The organism is Ignavibacteriales bacterium (genome assembly GCA_026390795.1).
Classification (GTDB): Bacteria; Bacteroidota; Ignavibacteria; order Ignavibacteriales; family Melioribacteraceae; genus Fen-1258.
On record JAPLFG010000001.1, the window covers coordinates 448,410 to 473,319 of the forward strand.

22 protein-coding genes are annotated in these 24,910 nt (G+C 36.2%); 2 read left to right on the plus strand and 20 right to left on the minus strand.

The features are described 5' to 3' along the window. Nucleotides 1-80: 80 nt before the first annotated feature. The gene (locus tag NTX65_01930) at nucleotides 81-539 is read left to right on the plus strand and encodes a cytochrome c (GenBank protein MCX6168069.1); all 459 of its coding nucleotides are present in this window, start codon (nucleotides 81-83) and stop codon (nucleotides 537-539) included. Between the two features lie 17 nt (nucleotides 540-556). After that, nucleotides 557-1,897: a hypothetical protein gene (locus NTX65_01935; GenBank protein MCX6168070.1), complete on the plus strand. Its 1,341-nt coding sequence runs from the start codon at nucleotides 557-559 to the stop codon at nucleotides 1,895-1,897. A 58-nt stretch (nucleotides 1,898-1,955) separates the two neighbouring features. On the opposite strand, the gene NTX65_01940 is transcribed toward NTX65_01935, so the two are convergent. From NTX65_01940 to glgA, 20 genes are all read right to left on the minus strand, one after another. After that, nucleotides 1,956-3,311, minus strand: a complete 1,356-nt coding sequence (locus tag NTX65_01940; protein ID MCX6168071.1) for a cytochrome c — start codon at nucleotides 3,309-3,311, stop codon at nucleotides 1,956-1,958. Between the two features lie 11 nt (nucleotides 3,312-3,322). Further along, entirely contained in the window at nucleotides 3,323-4,195 is an 873-nt protein-coding gene (locus NTX65_01945; GenBank protein MCX6168072.1) for a protoheme IX farnesyltransferase, read from the minus strand. 20 nt (nucleotides 4,196-4,215) lie between these two features. Continuing rightward, entirely contained in the window at nucleotides 4,216-4,851 is a 636-nt protein-coding gene (gene coxB, locus NTX65_01950) for a cytochrome c oxidase subunit II (GenBank protein ID MCX6168073.1), read from the minus strand. Nucleotides 4,852-4,860: 9 nt separating this feature from the next. Further along, nucleotides 4,861-5,148: a cytochrome C oxidase subunit IV family protein gene (locus tag NTX65_01955; protein ID MCX6168074.1), complete on the minus strand. Its 288-nt coding sequence runs from the start codon at nucleotides 5,146-5,148 to the stop codon at nucleotides 4,861-4,863. A gap of 27 nt (nucleotides 5,149-5,175) precedes the next feature. Continuing rightward, the gene (locus NTX65_01960) at nucleotides 5,176-5,805 is read right to left on the minus strand and encodes a cytochrome c oxidase subunit 3 family protein (protein ID MCX6168075.1); all 630 of its coding nucleotides are present in this window, start codon (nucleotides 5,803-5,805) and stop codon (nucleotides 5,176-5,178) included. Next, nucleotides 5,798-7,456, minus strand: coding sequence for a cbb3-type cytochrome c oxidase subunit I (locus NTX65_01965; protein ID MCX6168076.1), 1,659 nt, complete (start codon nucleotides 7,454-7,456; stop codon nucleotides 5,798-5,800). Before NTX65_01965 ends, NTX65_01960 begins: the two co-directional genes overlap by 8 nt. After that, nucleotides 7,449-8,246: an SCO family protein gene (locus NTX65_01970; protein ID MCX6168077.1), complete on the minus strand. Its 798-nt coding sequence runs from the start codon at nucleotides 8,244-8,246 to the stop codon at nucleotides 7,449-7,451. The genes NTX65_01965 and NTX65_01970 overlap by 8 nt, the downstream gene beginning before the upstream one ends. 8 nt (nucleotides 8,247-8,254) lie before the next feature. Continuing rightward, nucleotides 8,255-9,184, minus strand: a complete 930-nt coding sequence (locus NTX65_01975) for a cytochrome c (GenBank protein MCX6168078.1) — start codon at nucleotides 9,182-9,184, stop codon at nucleotides 8,255-8,257. A 12-nt stretch (nucleotides 9,185-9,196) separates the two neighbouring features. After that, nucleotides 9,197-10,375: a quinol:cytochrome C oxidoreductase gene (locus NTX65_01980; GenBank protein MCX6168079.1), complete on the minus strand. Its 1,179-nt coding sequence runs from the start codon at nucleotides 10,373-10,375 to the stop codon at nucleotides 9,197-9,199. Beyond that, nucleotides 10,372-11,514, minus strand: a complete 1,143-nt coding sequence (locus tag NTX65_01985; protein ID MCX6168080.1) for a DUF3341 domain-containing protein — start codon at nucleotides 11,512-11,514, stop codon at nucleotides 10,372-10,374. Before NTX65_01985 ends, NTX65_01980 begins: the two co-directional genes overlap by 4 nt. Beyond that, nucleotides 11,511-12,881 carry a polysulfide reductase NrfD gene (gene nrfD, locus NTX65_01990; GenBank protein ID MCX6168081.1) on the minus strand — a complete coding sequence of 457 codons (1,371 nt, stop codon included), beginning with the start codon at nucleotides 12,879-12,881 and terminating at the stop codon, nucleotides 11,511-11,513. Before nrfD ends, NTX65_01985 begins: the two co-directional genes overlap by 4 nt. Next, nucleotides 12,878-15,943 (minus strand): TAT-variant-translocated molybdopterin oxidoreductase, encoded by a 3,066-nt coding sequence (locus NTX65_01995; protein MCX6168082.1) that lies wholly within the window; start codon nucleotides 15,941-15,943, stop codon nucleotides 12,878-12,880. The genes nrfD and NTX65_01995 overlap by 4 nt, the downstream gene beginning before the upstream one ends. A gap of 195 nt (nucleotides 15,944-16,138) precedes the next feature. Next, nucleotides 16,139-16,708, minus strand: a complete 570-nt coding sequence (locus NTX65_02000) for a cytochrome c3 family protein (GenBank protein MCX6168083.1) — start codon at nucleotides 16,706-16,708, stop codon at nucleotides 16,139-16,141. 310 nt (nucleotides 16,709-17,018) lie between these two features. Continuing rightward, a complete protein-coding gene (locus tag NTX65_02005) occupies nucleotides 17,019-17,999 on the minus strand; it encodes a polyprenyl synthetase family protein (protein ID MCX6168084.1) in 981 nt (326 codons plus the stop codon). Continuing rightward, nucleotides 17,996-18,775, minus strand: a complete 780-nt coding sequence (tatC, locus tag NTX65_02010) for a twin-arginine translocase subunit TatC (GenBank protein ID MCX6168085.1) — start codon at nucleotides 18,773-18,775, stop codon at nucleotides 17,996-17,998. The genes NTX65_02005 and tatC overlap by 4 nt, the downstream gene beginning before the upstream one ends. 9 nt (nucleotides 18,776-18,784) lie before the next feature. Then, nucleotides 18,785-20,080, minus strand: coding sequence for a serine hydroxymethyltransferase (locus tag NTX65_02015; GenBank protein ID MCX6168086.1), 1,296 nt, complete (start codon nucleotides 20,078-20,080; stop codon nucleotides 18,785-18,787). 200 nt (nucleotides 20,081-20,280) lie between these two features. Beyond that, nucleotides 20,281-21,534, minus strand: a complete 1,254-nt coding sequence (locus NTX65_02020; protein MCX6168087.1) for a hypothetical protein — start codon at nucleotides 21,532-21,534, stop codon at nucleotides 20,281-20,283. Nucleotides 21,535-21,537: 3 nt separating this feature from the next. Continuing rightward, the gene (locus NTX65_02025; protein ID MCX6168088.1) at nucleotides 21,538-22,731 is read right to left on the minus strand and encodes a hypothetical protein; all 1,194 of its coding nucleotides are present in this window, start codon (nucleotides 22,729-22,731) and stop codon (nucleotides 21,538-21,540) included. Continuing rightward, nucleotides 22,732-23,304: an HAD family hydrolase gene (locus NTX65_02030; protein MCX6168089.1), complete on the minus strand. Its 573-nt coding sequence runs from the start codon at nucleotides 23,302-23,304 to the stop codon at nucleotides 22,732-22,734. It abuts the gene before it with no gap. 3 nt (nucleotides 23,305-23,307) lie between these two features. Further along, on the minus strand, nucleotides 23,308-24,801 hold the full coding sequence (glgA, locus tag NTX65_02035; GenBank protein ID MCX6168090.1) for a glycogen synthase GlgA: 1,494 nt from the start codon (nucleotides 24,799-24,801) through the stop codon (nucleotides 23,308-23,310). Nucleotides 24,802-24,910: the final 109 nt, after the last annotated feature.

Below are 24,910 nucleotides of genomic sequence, written 5' to 3' on the forward strand. Positions count from 1 at the left end.
GGAATTATTTAGGATTATATAGTGTTAAACAGATGAAATAATCAATTATTTCAGACTAAATGTTTAAGGAGAGATTAAAAATGAAATACAAATTGCCATTACTCGTCACTGTTTTATTTATACTTACTTTTATCTTCACTAGATTTATTCTTGCTTCATCTTTTAAGACAAATTCAAGTAATCCGATCACTGTAATTAATCAAAACAGTAAAGTCGAATGGAAGGCTCCCCCATTTGCAGATAAAATGAAGAATCCTTTAGAAGCAGATCTTAAAGTAACAAAGGATGGCAAAATTACTTATACAACTAATTGTGCAAGCTGTCATGGTGATAAAGGAGAAGGTAACGGTCCGGCCGCTGCCGCCTTGAATCCAAAACCCAAAAACCTATCATCAGAAAAAGTACAGCTACAGTCAGACGGCGCCATCTTCTGGAAAATAACAACTGGCAATCCTCCAATGGTTTCGTGGAAAGATGCTCTAACCGAAAAACAACGCTGGGGACTAGTTAATTATATCCGTCAACTCAGGAAAAAATAATCAACCGGGAGAATAGTATGAGATATTTATATGGATGGTTTTCACACAGCGCAATATTTTTCTTACTCTTTATCTTAGTGGAGTATAATAATACATCCGCTATCCCGAGTTTTGCAAGGCAGACAAACTTATCATGCAACACTTGCCATACAATCTTTCCAGAGCTCAATGCTTTTGGTAGATTATTCAAACTAAACGGATACACTTTAGTTGCTTCCGAAACAGTTCAAGCTATGTCTGATAGTGAAACCGTTGCATTAAGAATAACTAAAATCCCGCCAATTTCTGCAATGATGATTGCATCATATACTTACAAGAGTAAAGAACAACCGTCTACACAGAACAGTAATTTTTCTCTTCCTCAACAGTTTAGCTTATTTTATGGTGGAGCTATTACTCCAAAAATTGGAAGCTTTATACAGGTAACTTACAGTGATCAAGACGGCGCTATTGGTTTGGATAATTCTGAGATAAGATTTGCAGATCAAACAGAATTTGCAAATGAAAGTTTTACCTATGGTGTTACGTTGAACAATAACCCATCTATGCAGGATCTTTGGAACAGCACACCAAGCTGGAGATTTCCTTTTACTTCATCATCCGTCTCTCCTAGTCCAATGGCTTCAACACTGATTGAAGGCGGGTTAGCCCAGAGTGTAGCCGGTCTCGGTGTTTATAGTTTATGGAATAATTTAATTTATACTGAAATTTCCTTATACAGATCCGCTCAGCAAGGAGCACAAAACCCGCCTGATTCAAGTTCAACAAGCGTACTAAAATCAGTTGCTCCTTATTGGCGTCTAGCTCTGCAAAAACAATGGGATACTTTTTATTTAGAACTTGGAACATACGGCTTATCTGCTAACCTTTATCCCATTGGCGTTTCAGGATTAACAGATCAATATACAGATGTTGGTTTTGACTTGAATATTGAAAAAGTTATTGATAATAATATGTTCACAGTTCATGGGTCATTGATTCATGAATCACGAACTTCCAATGCAGATTTTACAGCAGGCAATACAACAAATCTATCGGGAACTTTAGATTCTTTTAGATTAGTAGGCAACTACTATTTGCATAGTCAAATAGGATTCTCTTTAGGTTACTTTTCAATAACAGGTGATGGTGACGCACTCTTATATGCACCGGAGAGTGTTAATGGCAGTATAAATGGAATTCCCAACAGTAACGGTTTAATATTTGAATTTGATTACCTACCCTGGTACAATACCAAATTAGCAGTTCAATATTTAGCTTATACTAAGTTTAACGGAAGTAGTGATAATTATGATGGGCAAGGCCGTGCTGCATCGGATAACAATAATTTGTACTTATCGTGCTGGGTAGCTTTTTAATAATAAATTAAAGCCCCATTATTGGGCTTTTTCATATCATCAAAAAAAATAAGCTATACTATTGCCCTTTTTTATAAGTCTTTAAGAGGTAATCAGCAATAGCTTCAGCTTCTTTTGGTTTAAGTCCTTGGTTTGGCATTGCCGGATAATCCGGATTCACTTTTACCGGATTCAAAATAAACTTTACTAGAAGATCTCTCTTCCCCTCATACTTAGGCATTGTAGTATTGTATGGGGGTCCCACAACTTTATGATCGAAACTATGACACGCGATGCATCTTCCGTTATATATATCGGCACCGCTTATAGGTGCACTTACACCCATTTCTTCTTGAGTCTTCTTTTCGTAAGAATCATATTCTTTTACAAGATTTGCAGTTTGCATTTTAGTTGCAGTATCAAATGCTAACTGGTCTTTGATCACAAGAAATAAAAACACAAGTACCAGAAAAATAATCGCGGGTGTACTATAATTAATTGAGGAATCTTTTATCATCTGATAAAAAATAATAGCAGTAAGTAGAAGTAGAATCAGTATTACAACTACAATTCCGAAAAAATCGAATGAGAGTGAATTAATCTGCCTTGTCATAACATTTAGTACAATTATACAAGGCAGAATAAGTGTTGCAACTAAACCTGACTGTAGACTAAATTTTTTAACAAATGATGTGTAATTATCATCAAGTTCAATTTCTTTTTTATGTCTAAACGATAGATATAAAACAAGTGCTGATGTAATTGCAAAGGCACCGGCGAGGAATTGTGAAAAATCAATCAAAGCAGAAAATGAGAAAATTAAGCTAAGCAGATTATTGCCACTTGCCCAATTAGAAGTATCGGATGCAAGTTGCACTGCGCTCAAGACTAGGTAAATAGTGAATGCTAAAAATATAACTGCATAGAAACCGCTTTGACGATGTAATTTTCGTGTCTTAGCAGAATAAGAGGAAATTTCTCCCTTTAATTCTACTCCACCGGCATCATTAAGATTCTTATCTTCGGCAAATTGGAATATTTCTTTTAGATGGAAAGTATATTTATAAGTGTAAACTAAAAATAGGGCCACCATTAAAAATAAAAGAGCAAGCAATAAGAATTCCGAGACGTTCAAACCGCTGTTATGCAATAGCTGTGCATAACCAAATACGGCACTTAAAATAGGTACAACACCGAATGCAATTGTAACAACTTTATTAAAGGTGATAATGTCGATCAGTTCTTTCGAAAACCGATTAGCTCTTTGATCGTCATATTTTTCTGCTTTTCTTCTAAAGAATAATGAATAGACGAGCGAACCGAAAACAATACTAATGTACAGGAAGAAAAGACTAAAAGTCAGCGACAAAAGATATTTAAGCAATACCAGATGGTGCTCTGATTGAGGTAGAACCGAATTATTTAATACATCCATAATTTAACCAATTAAAAACTTTTAAATAATAGTTTATCTAATGATATAATTATTACAACTGCCAATACATAAAAATTAATTTTCAGAAATGCTTTCCTGAATATTATTCTTTCGAGATAATTAGAAAGGATTGATTTCGTTTGCCACAAAAGCCAGGCTCCAAGAATAAACATCATAGCCGCAGCATAAATACTTGAAGAAAAAGATAAGAATGGAATTAACAAACAGCTTGTTGCTAGAGCGGCAATCCAAACAAATGTAATTCTGCCAAGCTGAAAATCTGTAAACGTTTTTGTTAGAGTTGGGAATCCTGCTCTCTCATAATCTTTACTGTGAATCAATAACAAAAGCCAAAAATGAGGAATTTGCCAGATAAAAAAGAAAAATGCCAAAGCTAAAATCTCTTTATCAAATACATAACCGCCGGATGCAACCCATCCAATCATTGGAGGAAGCGCACCGATTACCGATCCCGGTACTACTGCCATTGCGTATTTTTTCTTCATCGGAGTGTAAATAACATTATACCAAATTAACGCAACTACTCCGAGTAATAATGCAGTAATATTTGAGGAGAAATAAATTATTCCCAATCCAGCAACTACTAATGTAATTGATACAATTATTGCATAACGTTCAGAAATTCTCCCAGATGGAATGGGCCTTCCCTTTGTTCTTTCCATCATCGCGTCTGTAAATCTTTCCTGGTAATGATTAATTGAAGAAGAACCGCAAGCAAGCAGGAAGACACCCAAGACACACAGAATCAATGCCGGTTCAAATTTTCCGGAATGAAATAAATATCCAACCGAAGTTGAGAATGCGACAAAGAAAGTAATTCGCACCTTCCCAAGTTCCAAAATTATTGCAATATGTTTTTTCATTAATTCGATCAAAATAATCTCTACTCGGTTGGTGTTTCAGTTTTTACAGGCTGCCAGGGACCGCCGTACCACTTTGTAAAATCATTGTCGTTGATTACTTTCACCTTAGTATACATTTTCGCATGATCTAATCCACAATACTCAGCACAGGCGATATCGTAATTACCAATTTCTCGCGGTGTAAAGTAAAGATGGTGGGTCTGACCGAATATAATATCTTCTTTTATTCGAAATGCTGGAATATAAAGACAGTGATTAACATCTAAAGATTTCATTTCCAAATCAATTGCAGTATGCTGAGGAACATAAAGTGTATCCGTTTTAATACCATTGGGATATTGAAATGTAAACTGCCACATGCGTGCGGTAACGTTAACCACAAAAGGATTTTCGGGTCTTTCTCTAAATTCTCTATAACTGGTATAACCGAAATAAAACATCGAAAGTACAAGAAGAGTCGGAATTACAATCCAGACGATCTCAAGCAATAAATTACCATGTATATCAACGGGCTGATGACCTTTCTTCCGGTTGTATTTGAATACAAAGTAAATCATTGTTGCAGTAATTCCGATTAGAAGAACAACCGAAACTGCTACAATATAGAGCATTACAAAATCTACTGATTCAACATGAGCTGTTGGAGCTGGAGACATTTCAAATCCTCAACGATAAAGAATATCAAAAAATGTTAATAGGAATGCAATGAACAATGTAAATCCGCTCAGTGCAATGAAAACCTTAAATATTGGTTCATCAAATTTTATGTGCATAAAAATATTTATGACCAAAGCCGATTTGATAGCGGCAATACAAAGAGCAATGAAAAGTGTATATCTGCCTAAATTAACTCCCGCAACAGTAACAGTTATTGAAGTAAATGCCAGAAGAGCCATCCATACTAAAATGTATGTTCCGTAACTGATATGATGCTGTTTATTATTTGCTTCCATGAATCTTCCTTCTTAATGTACCGACTACTATTGAATTAAATAGAATAGTGGAAATAAGAAAATCCAAATCAAGTCAACAAGGTGCCAGTATAGTCCGGAGTTTTCCAGCTTAACATAGTTATCAGGAGTAACTTTTTTTCTTATAATGAAGACTAGCATAAATGATAAGATTATCATCCCGATTATTACGTGCAGCGCGTGAAGACCCGTCATAACAAAATACAAACCATAGAAAAGAATTTGCCCGTTTGGTTTTGAAGTCAACTCTTTAGAGCCGGGAATAATTCCGTGAGAAAATTTAGTTTCCCATTCAAAATATTTATTCACCAAAAACATAAACGCCATAATCAATGTTAGTGAAAGCATGGTGACCGATAATAATTTATTCCCTTTTTGAAGGGCGGCAATGGAAATAGCAACCGTTAAACTGCTCGTTAAAAGAATTATTGTGTTCAGTGTTCCGATGCCGGTATTTAATTCCATAGCTGCAGTTCTAAATTGATCATGATATTGATAACGGTAAACAGAATAGATCAAAAATAAACCGCCGAACAATAAGACTTCGGTTAGAAGGAAAAGCCACATTCCCATTCTGGCACCTACATCATCCCGGTGTGCGAGATTCACTTCTGCAACTGCATCGTGATGATCACTCATTCGTCATCTCCTTCAATTGACTGAAATCGTACGGCTCGTGAGTTATTACCGGTATCTCTTTAAAATTTTCCATCGGTGGAGGAGAAGAGATATGCCATTCCAATGTTACCCCGCCCCAAGGATTTGAAGTGGCTTTAGGTCCTTTTAAGTATGCGTGAATAAAATACCCGACAATGAAAAATAAAGTACTAACTAAAATCCAAGAGCCAACCGTTGAAACTTCCTGATACGGTGTAAACTGTGGGAGATAAGTATAATATCTTCTAGGCATTCCCATATAACCCATTATAAATTTCGGGAAGTAAAGCATATTGAAACCTATGAAATAAGTTACAGCCGATATTTTTGCGAACTTCATATTGTACATTCTTCCGAACATTTTTGGAAACCAGTAATGAAATGCCGCTATAAATATTGTCCCGGTTCCACCGAACATAACATAATGAAAATGTGCAACCACAAAATATGTGTCGGTTAGATGTATATCTGTTGCCAATGATCCGAGCACCAGACCGGTTAAACCTCCAATAGAAAATAAAAATATGAATGACATCACCCACAAGAACGGCGGCTGAGGATCGATAGAACCTTTATACATAGTTGCAACCCAGTTAAATATTTTTACACCGCTGGGAAGCGCAACAAGAAAAGTTAACAATGAAAAGATCCAATTGCTTGTATCGCTTTGTCCGCTTGAAAACATATGATGCCCCCAAACTAGGTAGCCGATAAAAGCTATTGCCAAAGATGAATACGCAATCTGCTTGTATCCGAAAATTGTCCTTCGTGCAAAAGTCGGGATGATTTCGGAAACAACACCCATTGCGGGCAGGATCATTATATAAACTGCCGGATGTGAATAGATCCAGAACATATGCTGATACAAGACCGGATCACCTCCGAGTGCCGGGTCGAAAATTCCAACACCGAAAGCTCTCTCGATAATTACGAGGAGAATTGTAATTGCTATAACTGGTGTTGCAATTATTTGGATCCAGGCAGTTGCGTATACTGACCATACAAACAAAGGCATTTTGAAAAAAGACATTCCCGGTGCACGTAAACGATGTGTAGTTGTTACAAAATTTATCCCGGTTAATATTGATGAGAAACCGAGAATGAACGCGGCAAATATTGCAAGAGAAACATTCGACCCGCTTCTTACACTATAAGGAATATAAAAAGTCCAGCCGGTATCTATGGGACCGCCGGGTAAAAACAATGAGGTTAATGCTAGTATTGCCCCAACCATATATACATACCATGAAAGTAAATTCAATCTTGGGAAAGCAACATCCCGCGCTCCGATATGAATTGGTAAAAAGAAATTTCCAAATATCGCTGGAATTCCGGGAATGATAAACAAGAAAATCATTATCACCCCGTGCAGAGTGAACAACGAGTTGTACGTCTGCGCAGAAAATAATTTTCCGCCGGGAGAAAGTAGCTCCAGGCGCATAAGTATGCCAATGATAGCTCCAACCAGGAAGAATGAGATGATTGCATACATATACATAAGTCCGATTCTCTTATGATCTTTTGTAAGCAACCAGGAGAGAATACCAGTATATTTATTCGTACTCTGTTCGTAAAAAGATTTTTCCGCTTTAGGAACAGGCAGATCCGTTGGAGAAATAGTTCCGTTAGCCATTTATTTTAGCTCCTTCATTCTTAACTTTTTTCTTCTTTAACAACATTACAGCAAGAAAAATACCGACACCTACAATTGTTACTGCGCCGGAAATTCTTGTAACATTTAATGTATACTTTTCACCGCTTGGGTCGTAGCTGAAACAAAGTCTTAAAACTTTTGATATAGTAGGATTTTCTTTTCCGCTCCCGGCTTCAAGTAAAGCCATTTTCATATCAAATGGATTAAAATCAATACCAAAAAGGTAACGGCATATTTTTCCATCGGGTGAAATTGAAATTAATGTTGTAGCGTGAGTAAAATCTTTATTTGTTGGCTTATAATAAAATCCGCATACATCGGTTACTTTTTTAATGCTTGTACTGTCGCCGGTTAAAAAGATCCAATCGTTTGGATTGAAATTCCTTTTAATAGTCTGAAGGTAACTTCGCTTCCATTTCGCGGCAATTTCGGGAGTCTCATGGGGATCAAAACTCAAACTAATTACTTGAAAATCTTTGCCCGGTTCTAATTGAATCTTATCAATTGTCCATGCTAATTCGGACTGCATTGGACTGCATAGACCGGGACATTCATAATACACCAGAGCAAGAATTGTAGGTTTGTTTATAATATCTCTTAAGGCAACAGTCTTCCCGTCCGAAGTTTGAAATGTCAAATCAAGAGGTATATGATTTCCTAGCTGTTCATCAATTCCAATTTTGATTTTTCCCTCTGCGTATAGATTGTATGATAAAAAGGAAATGATTACTGCCGCAATCCATGATATGTTGTTTCTAAATAATTTCATTTATCTATTCACATTGTTGTCGATTTCAAATAATCATACAAGTTTTTCCATTCATCCTTCGATAATTCAACAACTGCCGGGCGAAAACCAGCATTGATCGGATTCGCCAAAACATCATTTACAAATTTGTCAAGGTTTTGCTCTCCGTTAGATCTGATAAATGATGTATAAATTTTTGATAGATTAATCGAATATTTTTTGATCGTTTGAACCTGGGCATTCTCCGGTGTCGAATTTATTTTTGCTTGAAAGCTCAAATATTTTTGATTCGCTAATGAATTTTCTTCAATCAATTTACTTTCTGCCAAGCTGACATGAATATTATTTGGGACTGTCGTTCCAGCTGACAAGTTATACGCAGCATCGAGTGGAATTAATTGATCATAAGTAATTTCCGGAAATTGCGCGAATGTTCTTATATATGAAATAATAGCAAATCGATCAGACGATGGAATATATTCATAAGCTGCCATTCCATTTTTAACAATTCCCTCTTGTAAAGTTTTATACATTTGATCAATGTTTCTTCCGTTAGTCCAGCCTTCCGTTGAATGAAAATTTCTTGGCTTTTTAACTAATGCCGCTCCTGCGGGTCCATCGCCCAACCCGTTTTCGCCGTGACATGATTTGCAATTTGTATTAAATAATTCTTTCCCCCTCGCAATAAATTCCGGCGTAGGAGATTTTACAAGTTCTAAATTAACTGGAGTAGTTACTCCTCCCCTTTTCAACTCAATATCTTTCTTAATTAAAGTTGAATCTGTAATACCAACAGTCTGAACATTGAATGAAATTTCATTCAAGTGTTTGACGAAATAAATTCCAAGTACAAGAATTAGAACTAAGAATAATGGAAAGATCCAGCCGAATAAACGGATGGGGTTTTTCAATAATTCTTTAAAATTTATTTCATCTTCCGGTTTTTTGTATGAGTTCATTTTTCTATATGATTATAATCTAAAATCAATTCCACGTTTAAGTTTTGGATCGCCTACAGGAACAAGGTTTTCCTTTCTAGATTTATAAATAAAGACAAGAATTACCAAACCTGCTATCATAATTGGAAATCCCAGTTCAATCCATCCGAATGTTACCTCTCCATTGCTGAAGTTAGGGGCAGTCAGCCAGTACAAATCAAAATAGTGAGCGAATAAAATAACGCCTGCAATAATTATTAATCTTTTTGGATTCATCTTAGCTGGCTGAGAGAGAAGACCTACATAAGGAATCAAAAAACGAAACACCAACATTCCAATTGTTACAAATTTCCAGTTCCCTTCCCAGCGTGCCAAAAACCAGATTGTTTCTTCAGGAAGATTTGCATACCAAATTAGTAAGAACTGGCTGAATGCAATGTATGCCCAGAAATTTGTGAAAGCAAAAAGAAGCGCTCCAAGGCTATAGTAACTATCTGTATTAATTCCTTTAACTAAATAACCTCGTTCGCTCAAGGGAATTATAAATATTGTTGCAACCGCAAGTGCGGCTAGTACGGTTCCGGAGAAATAGTAAACACCAAATATTGTAGAGAACCAATGAGGTGCTAGGCTCATGAGCCAATCAATAGCGGCGAACGAAATTGTTAATGCAAATACCGGCATAAAGATGGCGGAAAGTTTTATATTCTTTTTTGTTAAACTTTGGTCTTTTGTCAAATCTTGCGTTCGAGAATTTTTGGTGATGAAATAATAGAATGCCAACCAAATCAACCAAAACACAACAACACGAATGATGAAAAAACTAACATTAAGATATGGCGCCTTATCTACTAATATTTTATCGGTTGGTGCGGGATGAGTCCAATGGAAAACATTGTTCATGTTTAACAAAAGCGGAACAAAAAGAATCGGAAGAATTACTATTAACGATGACAGAAATTCGCCTATCCTTCTGAAAGGTGTGCTCCACACAGCGCCAGCGACATATTCTATAGCAACAAAAAAGAGTGAGCCGACTCCAATACTCGCGAGAAAAGTAAATCCAATGATATTGTTATATGCGGCTCTGGTTGGATTGACGATATAACCAAGAATTACTATAATCATTCCTACGATCAATAAAATCAGACCGACCGATTTAACTTTACCCGGCAGTTCTTTCTTTTGATATTCAACAGTAGAAGAACTCATTGTAGATCCGACTCCTTAGCGTTAAGCGCTCTTTGTAATACACGCAAATAATTTATTACCGCCCATCTTTCTTCAACAGAAAGTTGAGTTGCATAAGACGGCATAGTATTTTGACCTTCCGTTAAGACTGCAAAGATTCTTCCATCACTCCAATTTCTAACCTTTTCCGAATGTAAACTCGGCGGATTTGGAAATTGTCCTCTTAATCTGCTGTCGCCTTCGGCATGATAACCATGACAAGGACTGCAATAGATATCAAATTTTATTTGACCAAGTTTTAATGATTCTTTAGAGATAGGAATTGGGTTTACCAATTTTTCTCCGGCAACATCGGGCTGACCTTTAAATTCGTAAGGCATGTAACCGCGGGCAACAGTTCCGGCAACCGGCTGACGCATTCCAAATCCATCAGAAAAAACTAAACTTTTCTGCTGCGCACTTTGCTTTGGTTGTTCCATCATCCAATTAAATGGAAGCATAAACATAAGTTTATTGAGAGTGAAGTAAGTTGCTCCAGATGAAATTAAAGCAACAACAAATAGAAAAGTTAAAAATTTCGGCTCAATTATTTTGTGCTTATGAGTTAGTTCTTCGTTATCCCAGTAAACAGAATAAATTTCTTTTGCATGAACCGATTCAAATAAATTTCTAACTTTGGCCTCATCAAACTTTGGATCATCTGCCTGAATACTAATTCCGTATTTGTCGGCAGAAACTTTTTTCATGTAATCTGTACCGTGTAGCGGATGAGCATTATTCGGAAGTTTGAAAAAGATAAGAAGCATAATTAGTACCGTTGCAATAGAAGCCGTTAATACAGTTACTTCAAATACAACCGGGATATAAGCGGGAAATGAAAATAGTGGCTTACCGCCTATTACAATAGGATAATCAATTGCCGAAACCCACCACAAGCTCAAAAATGCCCCTATCATTCCGGCTAAACCAAATACTAAAGCAACATAGCTAAGCTTAGATGGCGGCAGCTTCATTACTTTATCCATTCCATGCAGCGGATAAGGAGTATGGACATCATACTTTGTGTAGCCTTGCTCAACTACTTTCTCGGCTGCATGTGAAATTTGGTCAGGTGAATCAAAAATTGCCGCAAAACTATATAAGATTTTTTCGCTCATCATTGATGTTCCTTATGAGAAGGTTGAGCGCCATTTGAAACAGATTTTACTTCTACCATTGATATTACCGGTAAAGTCTTTATGAATAAAAGAACACACGTCAAGAAAAATCCAAAACTTCCGGCTAGGATCATTCCGTCAACATAAGTTGGTGTATAATGGTGCCAGCTTGAGGGTAGAAAATCTCTTGAAAGCGATGTAACTATAATTACAAATCTCTCAAACCACATTCCGACATTGACGAATATTGCAATTACAAACATCACCGGAATTGTTCTTCTAATTTTTTTGAACCAGAAAAGCTGCGGGGTAATTACATTGCATGTTATCATCGTCCAATATGCCCATGCGTAAGGACCGAGTGCCCTATTCAAAAATGTAAATCTTTCAGCTTCTACGCCGCCGTACCAAGCAATAAAAAATTCCATTGCATAAGCATATCCAACCATAGATCCAGTAAGTAGCATAATCTTATTCATCTTATCGAGAGTATCGAGCGTGATGATATGTTCATAATTGAAAATTTTTCTTACAATTATTAAAACATTCTGAACCATGGCAAATCCAGAGAATACGGCGCCCGCGACAAAGTAAGGAGGAAATATTGTTGAATGCCATCCGGGAAGAATTGAAACTGCAAAATCGAAACTGACAATTGTATGCACAGAAAGTACGAGTGGTGTGGCAAAACCGGCAAGTACTAAATAAACCATTTCGTAATGCTGCCAATGCCGGTTCGAAAATCGCCAGCCCAAACTGAATGTTGAATAGAATACTTTTTTAATTTTACCAGTTGTTTTCTCACGTAAAGTTGCAAGATCGGGAATCAATCCAACATACCAAAAGATTAATGAAACTGTTAAGTAGGTTGAAACAGCAAATACATCCCATAGTAATGGTGATGTGAAATTTACCCACACCGAATGTTGACTTGGATAAGGGAAAAGATATCCGGCTAACCATGGACGCCCTACATGGATCAATGGAAATAATCCTGCAGTCATTACAGCAAATATTGTCATTGCTTCTGCAGCTCGCGCAATTCCGGTTCTCCATTTTTGTCTGAATAAAAATAAAATTGCCGAAATCAATGTACCGGCGTGACCAATACCGACCCAAAAAACAAAGTTAGTAATATCGAAAGCCCAACCAACGGGGATATTGTTTCCCCACATTCCGATACCATAATAAAAAGTTAGACCAAGACCGATAACAAGTAAAGATGCTAATGATAATGTTATTGATAAAGCGATGTAATATTTTCTATCAGGTTTAGTATCAAGAGGTTTTGCAATTAATTCATCTAATTCGCGTAACGATTGTTTCCCTTCTATAACTGATACTTCTCTAGTATAATCTAAAGTACTCACAGTATCTCCTCTGAATGAGTATTTCGAAGTTTGGCAATATATGTTACGTTCGGTTTAACATTTAGCTCTTCTAAAACATGATAAGACAAATCGTGATCTCTAAGTTTTGCGACTAATGAATCCGGATCGTTTGCATCTCCGAATGTAATTGCCGTTGTTGGACATGCCTGCTGGCAGGCAGTAACAACATCTGTTCCTTTTAATTCTTTTCCATCGCGAATCGCATTTGAGCGTGCTTCCATGATTCTTTGAACGCAGAATGTACATTTCTCCATCACACCGCGGGAACGGACTGTAACTTCGGGATTGTGAACAAGCGAAGTCAAATCGTTTTCATAATATGAATCTGCAAAGTGATCTCGGTAATTGAAAAAGTTGAATCGTCTTACTTTATATGGACAGTTATTTGAGCAATATCGGGTTCCAACACAACGGTTATAAACCATTTGGTTTAATCCGTCGGGACTGTGATTAGTTGCGTTAACAGGGCAAACATTTTCGCATGGAGCGTTATCGCAATGCTGGCAGAGCATTGGTTGATGACTTATAATTGGTTCATCCGGAGTGCCGGAATAATAACGATCAATTCTCAACCATTGCATTTCACGACCGACTTCCACTTGATCCTTACCAACAACAGGAACGTTGTTCTCAACATTGCATGCAGTTACACATCCGCCGCAAGCTGTACATTTGTTGAGATCAATAGCCATAGCCCATTTATGTCCGGTGTATTTATGTTCGGTAGTAATACTGAAAAGTTTTTCTTTCTCAGCATGAAGGAAGTTTGGTTCTTTCTTATACTTTTCAACAGTACCCTCTTGAATGATATTTCTCTTACGGTGAATATCCTTAACGAAAGTATCATCAAGCGAATGATGTTCTTGAGTTGAAACAAGTTTATGTGATCCGCTAATTTTTTGTATCGAAATGTTCTCATATATAAAAGGTGAAGACGAATAGTTTTTTGATTGAAGTGTGACTGCATTAAATCCTACATCTTTGCCAACATTTCCAACAATTTTTCTTCCGTAACCAAGTTCAATGTTGATTGTGTTAGTATCAACACCGGGTTGAACAAGAACAGGTAAAGTTAAATTCTTACCGTTCACTTTAACTTCAACTAGATCATTCATCTCAACTGAAAGCTGTTTTGCAAGATTTGGTGAGATTGATGCGTAATTATCCCAAGTTACTTTCGAAACGGGATGCGGTAATTCCTGAAGCCAGCCGTTATTAGAAAATTTTCCGTCACCCAGAAAATAACTTTCGGTCAAATGAACTGTATAACCTTGTGTCGGATTAATTTCTTTTGAAGATGAAAAAGAATTTAAGTTAAACTTAGAATCTTGAGATAACTCATTGAATATAACTACGCCATCATGAAGAGCAGAGTACCAAAAAGTTTTTGTATCCGAAAGAGCATTTTTCTTTGCAAAAATTGTCGCATTGAAATTATTCATCAAATACTGATGATAATAATCTTCTTTGAAAGAATTGGAATCATCCGCGATCCAAGTTAGTAGAATCGATTCTTTTTGCCGTGTATTGAAGATTGGAGATATTACCGGTTGTTGTAAACTATAAACTCCGCTTCGTATGTAAGCATCTCCCCAAGATTCAAATGGATGATTTATCGGCAAAGTATAATTTCCGGCTGCCGAAGATTCATTTTCGGTTTCAGTTAGAGTGATAACAGTTTGTACTTTTTTTAGAGCGGATGAATATCCATAATCTTCGGGCAATGTAAAAACCGGGTTGCAATCAAATTGAATCAGCACACCAACTTTACCGTTACTCATTGAATCAACAAGTTGTGAGATTTCTTGTTGCGTTGATTGCTTTACTACCGACTTTGAAGTTGATGAATAATCATAAAGAGCTATATTGCCGAGTACTTCATTTAATAGATTTACCGCGATATGAACTTCTTTCGGAAGAGTATCGCCAGCGTAAATTATGGACTTACCACGGTTCTTATTCAAATCATTAATCAAATAAGAAATTTTCTCTTTTTCATTAGAGTTCAAGGATGAAAGCTGGAATTTTTCAATTTTAGATTTTGCGGCTACGTCCAAAGAGAATGCAGAACTGTTTTTAATCAATTCGTTAATCAAAGTCATTACGAACTGATACTGCTTTACGGGTGAAAGACTTACACGGTAATCAGCCATCATTCCGGTCAAACTCATTCTTCCTTCTGCAACATAGAGGCGGTTGAAATCAGTTTTTCCAACTACTTCTCTTTTTGCCGCGTACTTTCTCATGTTCTCAATATAGCTCCCCTCATTTCCAAGAAAATCGGCATCAAGGGCGAGAATTATATTTGCTTCATCAAATTTAATTGATGGGTAATCGAAGGTCCCGTAACATTCATACCAGGCATTTCTTCTTTGTTCATCATTAAGTAATGTATGAGAATAAATTTTTGTTTTTGGATATTTCACAACAAAATCATCTAATACTTTTTTAGTTGTTGGAGACGAAATTAATCCTGTAACAATCGCAATTTCATTCCCGTTACTAATTGTTTCACTTAATGATGAGATGATTTGGTTATCAACTTTTTTCCAACTAACAACATTTTTATTATACAACGGATCGTGCAATCTTTCCGGATCATATAAATTTAGAATGCTTGCCTGTCCTTTAGCGCAAATCTTTCCTTGGTTAATCGGGTGATCCGGGTTGCCGTCAATTTTGATCGGTCTTCCTTCGCGTGTCTTTATTAGGATTCCGCAAGCTTGTCCGCATCCGTTGCATGTTGATGCATAGTAGTTTGCGACTCCCGGAAAAACTTCTTCCGGAAGTTTGTTGTAAGGAATAATCTCGCCTTTATCTCTGTAGTCTGTACATGCGGTTGCAGTAAGCGCGGTAGAAGCCGCAAGAAGAGCTAAAAATTTTCTACGTGAAATTCCGGAAATTTTTTCTGGATCGAATTTTTCCGTTACTTCGTCTAAAAATTCGTTGTGTTTTAACTTCAGAGATTCAGGATCGTTATTATAATCTTGTAAACTTTTCCACAATTCTTTTTTATCTGACGAATTCAAAGAATCACTCATTTCTAAACCTTATTATTTCTTTTAACTGAAAAAGGATGAATTGCGATTTTGATTTTCTTTTCTCTAGAGACTTTATCTAACTTTGAAAAGAAATTTAACGGTATGGCCGAGACAATTGCCAAAAGTAATGTGCTCTTACCCAACGTTGTAAAAAATTTATTTCTATTCATATTTTCCATCTTAACCTCTAATCTTTTAACGATGACAGGCCGAGCAATTTTCCGGACCGATATTAACTTTTTGCAGATACGGCAGTTCTGCTTTCGGATTTCTATGACAATCTAAACATGCAGTCATCGTAAATGGTTTAACTTCTTTAATCACTTCCATTTCTTTTACATCACCATGGCAGCTGGCACACTCAATTTGCTTATTCACATGAACGCTGTGATTGAAATATGCATACTCAGGTATTTTGTGTACGCGTTTCCATGGAATTGGTACTCCTGTTTCATAATAATGAGTGAGCTTTATTATTTCCGGTTTGTCCTTGCGCGAAACAGTATGACAATTCATGCAAATATTTACCGATGGGATTATTGCGTGGCGTTCTTTAGTAACACCAATATGACAATACTGACAATCTATTGCCATTTGTCCCGCATGTAATTTATGAGAGAATTTAATTGGCTGTTCCGGTGCGTATCCAACGCTATCTCTTTCCGGTCTTGAGATGTAAAAAGTTAAAATGAATGAAGCCACAACAACGAATAAAGTTAAAGGGAGGCGAATCTTTAGAGCATAATCAAGTACTGTTCTCTTCATTTATTTCCCGTAAGTAAGAAAATGTTCTTGTTAATTATTTCTATAATTAAATATGAATAAATTATTATCCAAGCACTAGTGTCGGATAATTATAAAAAGATAAGACATACACTTATCAAAAATTTAGTAAACAAAGATAATAAAGGAAATTTAAAATCCAAATTCATCATCGGATTGTCCTATCTCAAATAAATCAAAATTCTTTTGTTATACTATTTATTTTACAAGACACAGAAACTGATCAACTGATTTTTCTTTTAAATACTTCTGCACGCGGAATTATATTTTTGAATATGAGAGGATTAGAAAACTAATTTATTCTTTCAACTACAAAACTTACCAATGATTCGAGCGCGTTGCGAGATTCAGATTCATCGAATATTTTTAAACAGTTAAGTGCTCGATTGGTATATTCAACTGCGATTTTATCTGCATAATTTATTCCGTCATATTTCTTAACGAATGAAATTACTCCATCAATATCAGATTTTTTTGCGCCGTTCTTAATTAGTTTAATGATCTTACTATTTTCTTCTTTGGGGGCCTGTTTTAATGCGTAGATAAGAGGAAGTGTAATTTTCTTTTCTTTTATATCTCCACCGAGGGGTTTACCAAATATTTTTTTTGTGCCGATGTAATCAAGTATATCATCGCGGATCTGGAATGCAATTCCAAGATTTTCACCAAACTCTTTCATCGCAGTAATTTTATCAGCATCTTCAGTTGTTGCCCGCGCACCTATTTCGCAACAAGTTGAAAGTAGCGATGCTGTTTTATCGGAGATTATTCTAAAATATGTTTCTTCATCAATGTTAAGTTTTCTTGTTTTATTAATTTGCAGAAGTTCACCTTCCGACATTCGTTTAACTGTACTGGTTATAACACGCAAGAAATCGAAATCGTTGCCATCAACTGCTAACATTAATCCTCTTGATAGAAGATAATCTCCCATCAAAACTGCAATTTTATTTTTCCATACTGCATTTATTGAAGGAAAACTGCGCCGGGTTTCTGCATTGTCAACTACATCGTCATGTACAAGAGTTGCTGTATGAAGGAGTTCAACTAAGGTTGCACCTCTATAGCTACGTTCTTTTATTCCGCCGCAGATGTTACTTGAAAGCAGCACAAGAAGTGGACGAATCTTCTTTCCTTTTTGTTTTAGGAGGTAACGAGTGATTAGTTCTAGAAGAGCAACTTTTGATTTTAATGCCTGACTGAAAAGCTTATTAAATTGCTTAAGCTCATTTTCAATCGTATGATTTATTTCAGAGAGAGATTTGTTCGTCAAGGTTTCTTTTGAAATATTTTCGAAACAATAATACTTATTTCGTATAAGAAAACCAATGGAATGGCAAGCATAACTTGAGACACAGGATCGGTACCTGGAGAAAGAAATGCTGCGAGAATCATAATAATAACAATTGAATGACGGCGGTATTTTCTCATCAGTTTAGGAGTGAGAATTCCAATTTTTGAGAGGAAGAAAGAAAGCATCGGTAATTCAAAAACTAATCCGGCACCCAGAATAATACTTAGTACAATTGAGATATATTCATCAAGTGCAAAATTGTTTGCGATTGCTTGTGTACCAAATCCGGCGGCAAATTTTAATGTAAGCGGCAACATTAAAAAATATCCAAACACTATGCCGCATATAAAACAAAAAGTTGTGAAGAGAACAATCCATTTAATGTATTTTTTTTCTTTCTGTCTGAGAGCGGGCGCAATGAATTTCCATAGCTGATAAATCACATTTGGAAAACTTATAATCAACCCTATAACCATTGCTGTCTGAAAATAAAGAAAAAGTTGTCCGAACGGTCTGAGATTTTGTAATTTGAAATTAGCCGTCTTGGCTGGTATCAAAAGAACTTTATCAACAAAGAAATCGCTGAAGTAGAGAGCTATTGCAGTTCCAATCAGAAGTCCAATGAGAGAATAAATAATTCTCCATCTCAACTCTTCAAGATGATCTAGAAAAGTCATCTCAACTTCATTCTTCGAACTTCCTTCTTCCCCGGAAGGATTTGATTCTGGTATTAATTTATCTTCTGATTCTGCCAATTATAATCTCTAAGAAAGTTCTGGGTACAACGGAAATTTTCCGCACAGTTCGGCAACTTCCTTTTTAATTTGTGAAAGTGCCGTGTCGTCATCAACATGTTTAATTGCTCTATCAATAAAAGACGCAATCATTTTCATTTCATTCTCTTTCATACCGCGAGTTGTAACTGCTGGTGTGCCAATTCTTATTCCGCTTGTTACAAATGGGCTTTTCGTATCAAACGGAATCATGTTTTTGTTAACAGTCATTCCAGCTGCGCCAAGAGTGTACTCAATTTTTTTGCCGCTTAAATTTTTAGTTGTCAAATCAATTAGCATCAGATGGTTATCTGTCCCGCCGGAGACAATATCGTATCCAAGTGAAGTTATTTCGCCGGAAAGTGTTTTTGCATTTCGAATAATTTGTTTTGCATAATCAGTAAATGAATCTTGTAGAACTTCCCCGAAGGCAACCGCTTTTGCCATAATTATATGCATCAATGGACCGCCTTGAATTCCCGGCATTACCATACTATCAAGCATTTCCGACATTAATTTTAACCGATCGCCTTTAAGAGTTTTAACCCCGAAAGGATTTTCACGGTCCTTCCCCATTAAAATAATTCCGCCTCTAGGACCTCGTAAAGTTTTGTGCGTGGTTGAAGTAACAACATCACAATATGGAAGAGGATTATTTAATAACCCTTTTGCAATCAAACCGGCAGGATGAGCCATATCCATCATTAAAAGTGCACCAACTTTATCTGCAATCATTCTAAATTTTTCATAATCCCAATCGCGTGAATAGGCACTTGCACCCATAACAATCAATTTTGGTTTTTCTTTTTTTGCTAGATCTTCAATTAAATTATAATCGAGTAGTTTTGTTTCCTTGTTAAGAGAGTAACCTACTGAATGATATATTTGTCCTGAAAAGTTAACCGGCGAGCCATGGGTTAAATGTCCGCCATGGTCAAGACTCAAACCAAGCATTGTATCACCCGGTTTGAGAAGGGTCATATAGACAGCCATATTTGCTTGAGAGCCGCTGTGCGGTTGTACGTTCACATATTCTGCACCAAATATTTTTTTCAATCGTTCGCGTGCAAGATCTTCCGCCATATCAACAAATTCACATCCGCCGTAGTATCGTTTACCTGGATAACCTTCCGCGTATTTGTTAGTAAGAACCGAACCCGCAGCATTTAAAACCGCAAGAGAGACAAAATTTTCCGATGCAATTAATTCCAGGTGGGTTTCTTCTCTGTTGAGCTCAAGCTGCGATATTTTAAATGCTTCTTGATCTTTTTGTAAGTAGTTAGTCATGGTAATATCGGTTTAATTTTTATTTCATGAATTAGATATTGTAGCATAAATTTTTCTTCTTAAATATGGTGTTCTACAGGATGAATTCAAAATAAAGTTTTTAATAGGATTGTTTTGGAAACAACGTAATGTTTCAAAATAAAGAGAGGCAGCATATTGAATGTAAGCAGAAACCATAAAATATTTTATAGTCAGATTTCTCACCTATCGGTGCGAAGGAACCAAAATTCTCCCAAGCTAAAAGAGACATTGAATTTAAAAATGTTTTCGGAAATCAAATTGTTATCAGTTGTCCCGCGTCTTCCGTATTGAATACTTAGATCGAGCGTGCTATCATAAGTTGTACCATAACTAATTGGTAAACCAACACCGCCATAAATTGAGAACTGATTTATTCCGTATCCGTTTATTTTATACTGAGATTGTTCATAACTAATTCCTGTTCTCAATGTAACATGATCCCAATAAGAATCAGAACGGTTTTCAATATCTCTGAATTCAAAACCTAAACTCATTTTATAATAATCTTGCAGATTGCTTGATTTGAATCCGTTGTTTGTGTACTGACTGAACGGCTGATATAGATAATCCAGAACAAATGTGTATTTATCAATAAAATTGAAAGAAGCACCCACACCCCATTTATACGGTACTTTGGTTTTAGAAGAGCCTGTAGAAAGTGCAAAAGTACCGATTGTTGAGGTCGAATTATCTACACTATCCGCAGACAATGTAACATCCGGGCTGAATGTAAATCCAATTTTAAAATCTTTCAGATCAGTTATGCCTAAAACTTTAGAAAGATTACCGGAGATCAAACCAGCAGAGATACCAATTCCATGATAACTTGTTTCTCTTGAATATGATGCGTTTTGCAATTTAGAACCCGACACAAACGTGACGGAAGAATTATTACCGATTCTGCCGAAGTAATAATCATATGTAACACCAATGGCGAAATCTAAAGGGAGCCGATAAGATGTTCCCAAAACAAATTTTGAGATTCCGCCTTCTCCAGAATATTTAACCGTGTAGTCATCGGTAAGTGCATTACTCTGAGTTTGTAAAACATCATAAGCTACATCCGAATATGGTACTAAACCAATCGCGAATGAAATTCCATAATCACGATTAATCGGGAACCCGCTCATCAAACCATTAAAGTGCAAGTTGGTATGAAATACCGACGATGCCGAATTTTGAGAATTGTTACCGGTATAAAGTAATCCGGTCTCAAAGCGAGTATACTGCAACTCATTTAAACTTGCCGGATTGATAAAACTCAAATAGTCTTTATCACTTAGAGCAATACCCAATTCGCCCAACGCAAATCTTCTTGAAGAAAAAGGAGAATGCAGATCCCCAAGACCAAAGCGAGAATAAATTGAACCTCCGTCCGCTAGAAGCGGAGATGCCGATAATAATAACAATACGAAAATTTTTAATTGTCTCATGAATTATTTTTTCTGCATGTAAGTTATTTTTAGTTTAGGACGCAATGCTTTATTGGGATCCTTGCTGCCGTAAAATGCAATTCGAGCTGCCGAGTAGGTTTCGTCTATAAGGCTAATTATCATTCCTTGGTTAGCAACACCGCTCAACCATTTTTGAATTATCCAAGAGATATCCCCGGAGAATACATTTCCATTGCGAACCAGTAAAACGGAGTAGCTGCTGTCGCTTGAAAGTTTTTTGGTAGTGCTGTCTGCTAAAATTTGAACAATTGCTGAATCCGATTTTAAAGAGCCGTCAAGCGAATTCAGTTCATCTACAGTTAATTCTAAAGTTGCTTTATTAATTATAGAATTTTTTGCTAATGATGAGATATCAAAAAAAAGATTGCCTCTAAGTGAATAACTCCCTTCTAGGTAGAAATCATTCCCGGCAGTTGGTAAAGTGCCGGTTACTACATGTAGATCTTCATAAGGTGTAACATTGAGCGTATCTTTAAAACCGGTAGAAGGTCTTTCTAAGATGACATTTAGAATCGATTCAGTTGCTGTTGATAAACCTTGAATTCCAAGAAAGCCTAGAATTTTCTGTGTTGAAGATTTTGGTTTAAATATAATACCATAATTTTTTGGTGCTGCCGTACTATCAGCCTTACGCATCAGCCATTCTTTAACAGCATTAGAGTTTAGATTAAAGTTTAGAGTAGTATCTGTCGTTGTGAGGTTTGATTTGATATCGCTAGCATCATAATTTAATTGTGAAAGACTATCTCTATCAAAACCAATCTCTGTCCAAGGACTTCTAATTTGATAGATTGAGAAATCGAAGGAAGCTAAACTATCGCCCAGTGTATATTGTGGTCTAAGCTGCATTGAAGCAGATCTTACAACTAATTCACCAGCTTTTAATCTTGTGAGTAAAGAATCGGGTAGATAAATATCATACAATAGAAGCATTGAAGATTCGGCATACGAAGTTTTGCCAAGCAGAACATATTTTGAAGTACCGAGTTTTGTAGTAGTTGAAGACCATCCAGATTTTTGAGAGATATCAGATTGGTAACTATCAAGTTGGTTAAAATTAAATTGGTCTTGTTCAGAAACTAAGTTGGAACCAACCGAAGTAGGATCTTGATTACACGAGATGAAAATTACTATAAGAGCTACTGCAAAAGAAGATAAACGCAAAAATCTGATCAATTAATTTCCTCCGGATAAATCTTTGATTACAAAATCGCACGCTTCAATAAAATTAGCGGCTGTAAAATTGGGCTTTTTCCCAAGATTATGCAAGGTAGAAATTTCTTTTTCAAAAGACTCACTATTTAGCAAAACAGTTTTTAATCCGGCATTGATTCCACACTCAACATCGCTCGATTTATCACCGAACATGTATGATTCGGATAGATCAATCTTGAAATCGTCTGCAGCTTGAACAACCATAAATGGAGAAGGTTTCCTACAAATTGATTTTTCCGGCGGATCAATATCAGGATGATGCGGACAAAAATAAAATGCATCAATGGAAGCTCCGTCAATCATCAATAAATCGTTAATTCTACTGTTGACTGCTTCAACATCCTCAATTGTCATTAATCCTTTTGCTATTCCGGCCTGGTTCGATATGACAATAATCTTAAAGCCGAAATCTTTCTTCAGTTTTTTAATTCCTTCGGCTACCCCGGTAAGAATTATAATCTCTGATGGATCTTTGATGTAACCGGGATCGTGATTGATTGTTCCGTCACGATCTAAAAATATTGCTCGCTGCATCAATTAATCGGTAAGTTTTTTATAAAGATCTACATACTTCTTAGAAGAATTTAACCAGCTGAAATCGGACTTCATTCCATTTCGCATTATTGTCTGCCATGTTTCTTTATCGCTTGTAAAAATCTTCAATGCTGCTTTGATCTCCGCAACCATCTCTTTAGCAGAATATTTTTCAAACATAAAACCGTTACCGGTTTTGGTTTTAGGATTAAACTTCTGAACTGTATCAGCCAGACCGCCGGTTTTACGGACAATAGGAACTGTTCCATACATCAAACTGTACATTTGGTTCAATCCGCACGGTTCAAATTCCGACGGCATTAAAAACATATCGGAACCGGCTTCGATTAAATGAGCAAGCTCATCATCAAAACCAATATAACAAGAAAACTTGTTATGATACTTTGAACCCATGCTGGAGAAAAATTTGTGATATTTTTTATCGCCCGTTCCAAGAATGACAAAATGAAGATTCAACTTCATTATTTCGTCAAAGGATTTTTCTATCAGGTCCATTCCTTTGTGATCGAATAACCGAGAGATCATACTAATTACCGGTGTATCATCACTTGGTGTGAAATTAAAATTATTCGCTAAGGCTTGTTTACTCTCTTTTTTCAGTTCAATATTCTTTGAAGAAAACCGTTTAGGAATTTTTGTATCTACTTCGGGATTCCATATAGTGTCATCTATTCCATTAATAATTCCATAAAGATCTTTCTTCCGTTTACTCAATACCTCGTCAAGACCAAATCCAATTTTTTTATCCTTGTAAATTTCTTTTGCATAAGTTTCACTTACGGTGGTAATCATATCAGAGTAGAGCAATCCGCTTTTTAGAAAATTTAACTTCCCTTTGTGAAGAATACCTTTTTCTGTATCCAGTTCTTTTGGTAATGCGGTCTTATAAAAATTTGCTTTCGGAAAAATACCTTGGAAAGAGAGATTATGAATAGTGAACAATGTTTTAATCGGCTTGAATATAGGATCGTTTTTATAAGTTGATTTTAAATATGCAGGTATTAATCCCGTCTGCCAATCATTGCAATGAATAATGTCAGGAGTCCATCCTAATTTTGTGATCAATTCAAAAACCGCGCGCGCTAAAAGAATAAAGCGTTCATCGTTATCGGGATAATCTTCACCCGTCAATGGATCGGTATATAAGCTGTGTCTGCTGCCGTAAAATTGCGCATTATCTAAAAAATAAATTTGAACGCGGGTTTTTGGTCCAATTAAAAATGAAGATCGTAAAGAAAACACGACTTCACTCTCGCCAATATTTATTTTAAGATCTTTGAGGCGAACAACCTCGTGAATCTTAAATTTCCTCTCATCAATAGCTCCGTACTTGGGCACAATTATTCTTACAAAGTGCCCCATCTCTTGAAGCTTTTGCGGCAAAGCCGATGATACGTCTGCCAAACCGCCTGTTTTAATGAATGGAACCACTTCTGACGTCGCAAATAGGATTTTAAGCTTTCTTCCTGAAGACATTTATGATTGTCCTTCGAATTTTAATGTGCAAAATTACGAAAATAGAGCGGGATAGACAAAAATATTGGCAAATAAAGATTTGATTTCTCTATTTTTGAAATATTCTTTA

Excerpts from the sequence above, each read along its gene's own strand:
- NTX65_01935 (MCX6168070.1), top strand. The coding sequence starts at position 557 with ATGAGATATTTATATGGATGGTTTTCACACAGCGCAATATTTTTCTTA.
- NTX65_01945 (MCX6168072.1), bottom strand. The coding sequence starts at position 4,195 with ATGAAAAAACATATTGCAATAATTTTGGAACTTGGGAAGGTGCGAATT.
- NTX65_02020 (MCX6168087.1), bottom strand. The coding sequence starts at position 21,534 with ATGAGACAATTAAAAATTTTCGTATTGTTATTATTATCGGCATCTCCG.
- NTX65_01995 (MCX6168082.1), bottom strand. The coding sequence starts at position 15,943 with ATGAGTGATTCTTTGAATTCGTCAGATAAAAAAGAATTGTGGAAAAGT.
- NTX65_01965 (MCX6168076.1), bottom strand. The coding sequence starts at position 7,456 with ATGGCTAACGGAACTATTTCTCCAACGGATCTGCCTGTTCCTAAAGCG.
- coxB (MCX6168073.1), bottom strand. The coding sequence starts at position 4,851 with ATGTCTCCAGCTCCAACAGCTCATGTTGAATCAGTAGATTTTGTAATG.
- NTX65_01980 (MCX6168079.1), bottom strand. The coding sequence starts at position 10,375 with ATGAGTTCTTCTACTGTTGAATATCAAAAGAAAGAACTGCCGGGTAAA.
- NTX65_01970 (MCX6168077.1), bottom strand. The coding sequence starts at position 8,246 with ATGAAATTATTTAGAAACAACATATCATGGATTGCGGCAGTAATCATT.
- NTX65_01960 (MCX6168075.1), bottom strand. The coding sequence starts at position 5,805 with ATGAGTGATCATCACGATGCAGTTGCAGAAGTGAATCTCGCACACCGG.
- NTX65_02030 (MCX6168089.1), bottom strand. The coding sequence starts at position 23,304 with ATGCAGCGAGCAATATTTTTAGATCGTGACGGAACAATCAATCACGAT.
- glgA (MCX6168090.1), bottom strand. The coding sequence starts at position 24,801 with ATGTCTTCAGGAAGAAAGCTTAAAATCCTATTTGCGACGTCAGAAGTG.
- NTX65_02000 (MCX6168083.1), bottom strand. The coding sequence starts at position 16,708 with ATGAAGAGAACAGTACTTGATTATGCTCTAAAGATTCGCCTCCCTTTA.
- NTX65_02015 (MCX6168086.1), bottom strand. The coding sequence starts at position 20,080 with ATGACTAACTACTTACAAAAAGATCAAGAAGCATTTAAAATATCGCAG.
- NTX65_01985 (MCX6168080.1), bottom strand. The coding sequence starts at position 11,514 with ATGATGAGCGAAAAAATCTTATATAGTTTTGCGGCAATTTTTGATTCA.
- NTX65_01955 (MCX6168074.1), bottom strand. The coding sequence starts at position 5,148 with ATGGAAGCAAATAATAAACAGCATCATATCAGTTACGGAACATACATT.
- NTX65_01975 (MCX6168078.1), bottom strand. The coding sequence starts at position 9,184 with ATGAACTCATACAAAAAACCGGAAGATGAAATAAATTTTAAAGAATTA.
- NTX65_01930 (MCX6168069.1), top strand. The coding sequence starts at position 81 with ATGAAATACAAATTGCCATTACTCGTCACTGTTTTATTTATACTTACT.
- NTX65_01940 (MCX6168071.1), bottom strand. The coding sequence starts at position 3,311 with ATGGATGTATTAAATAATTCGGTTCTACCTCAATCAGAGCACCATCTG.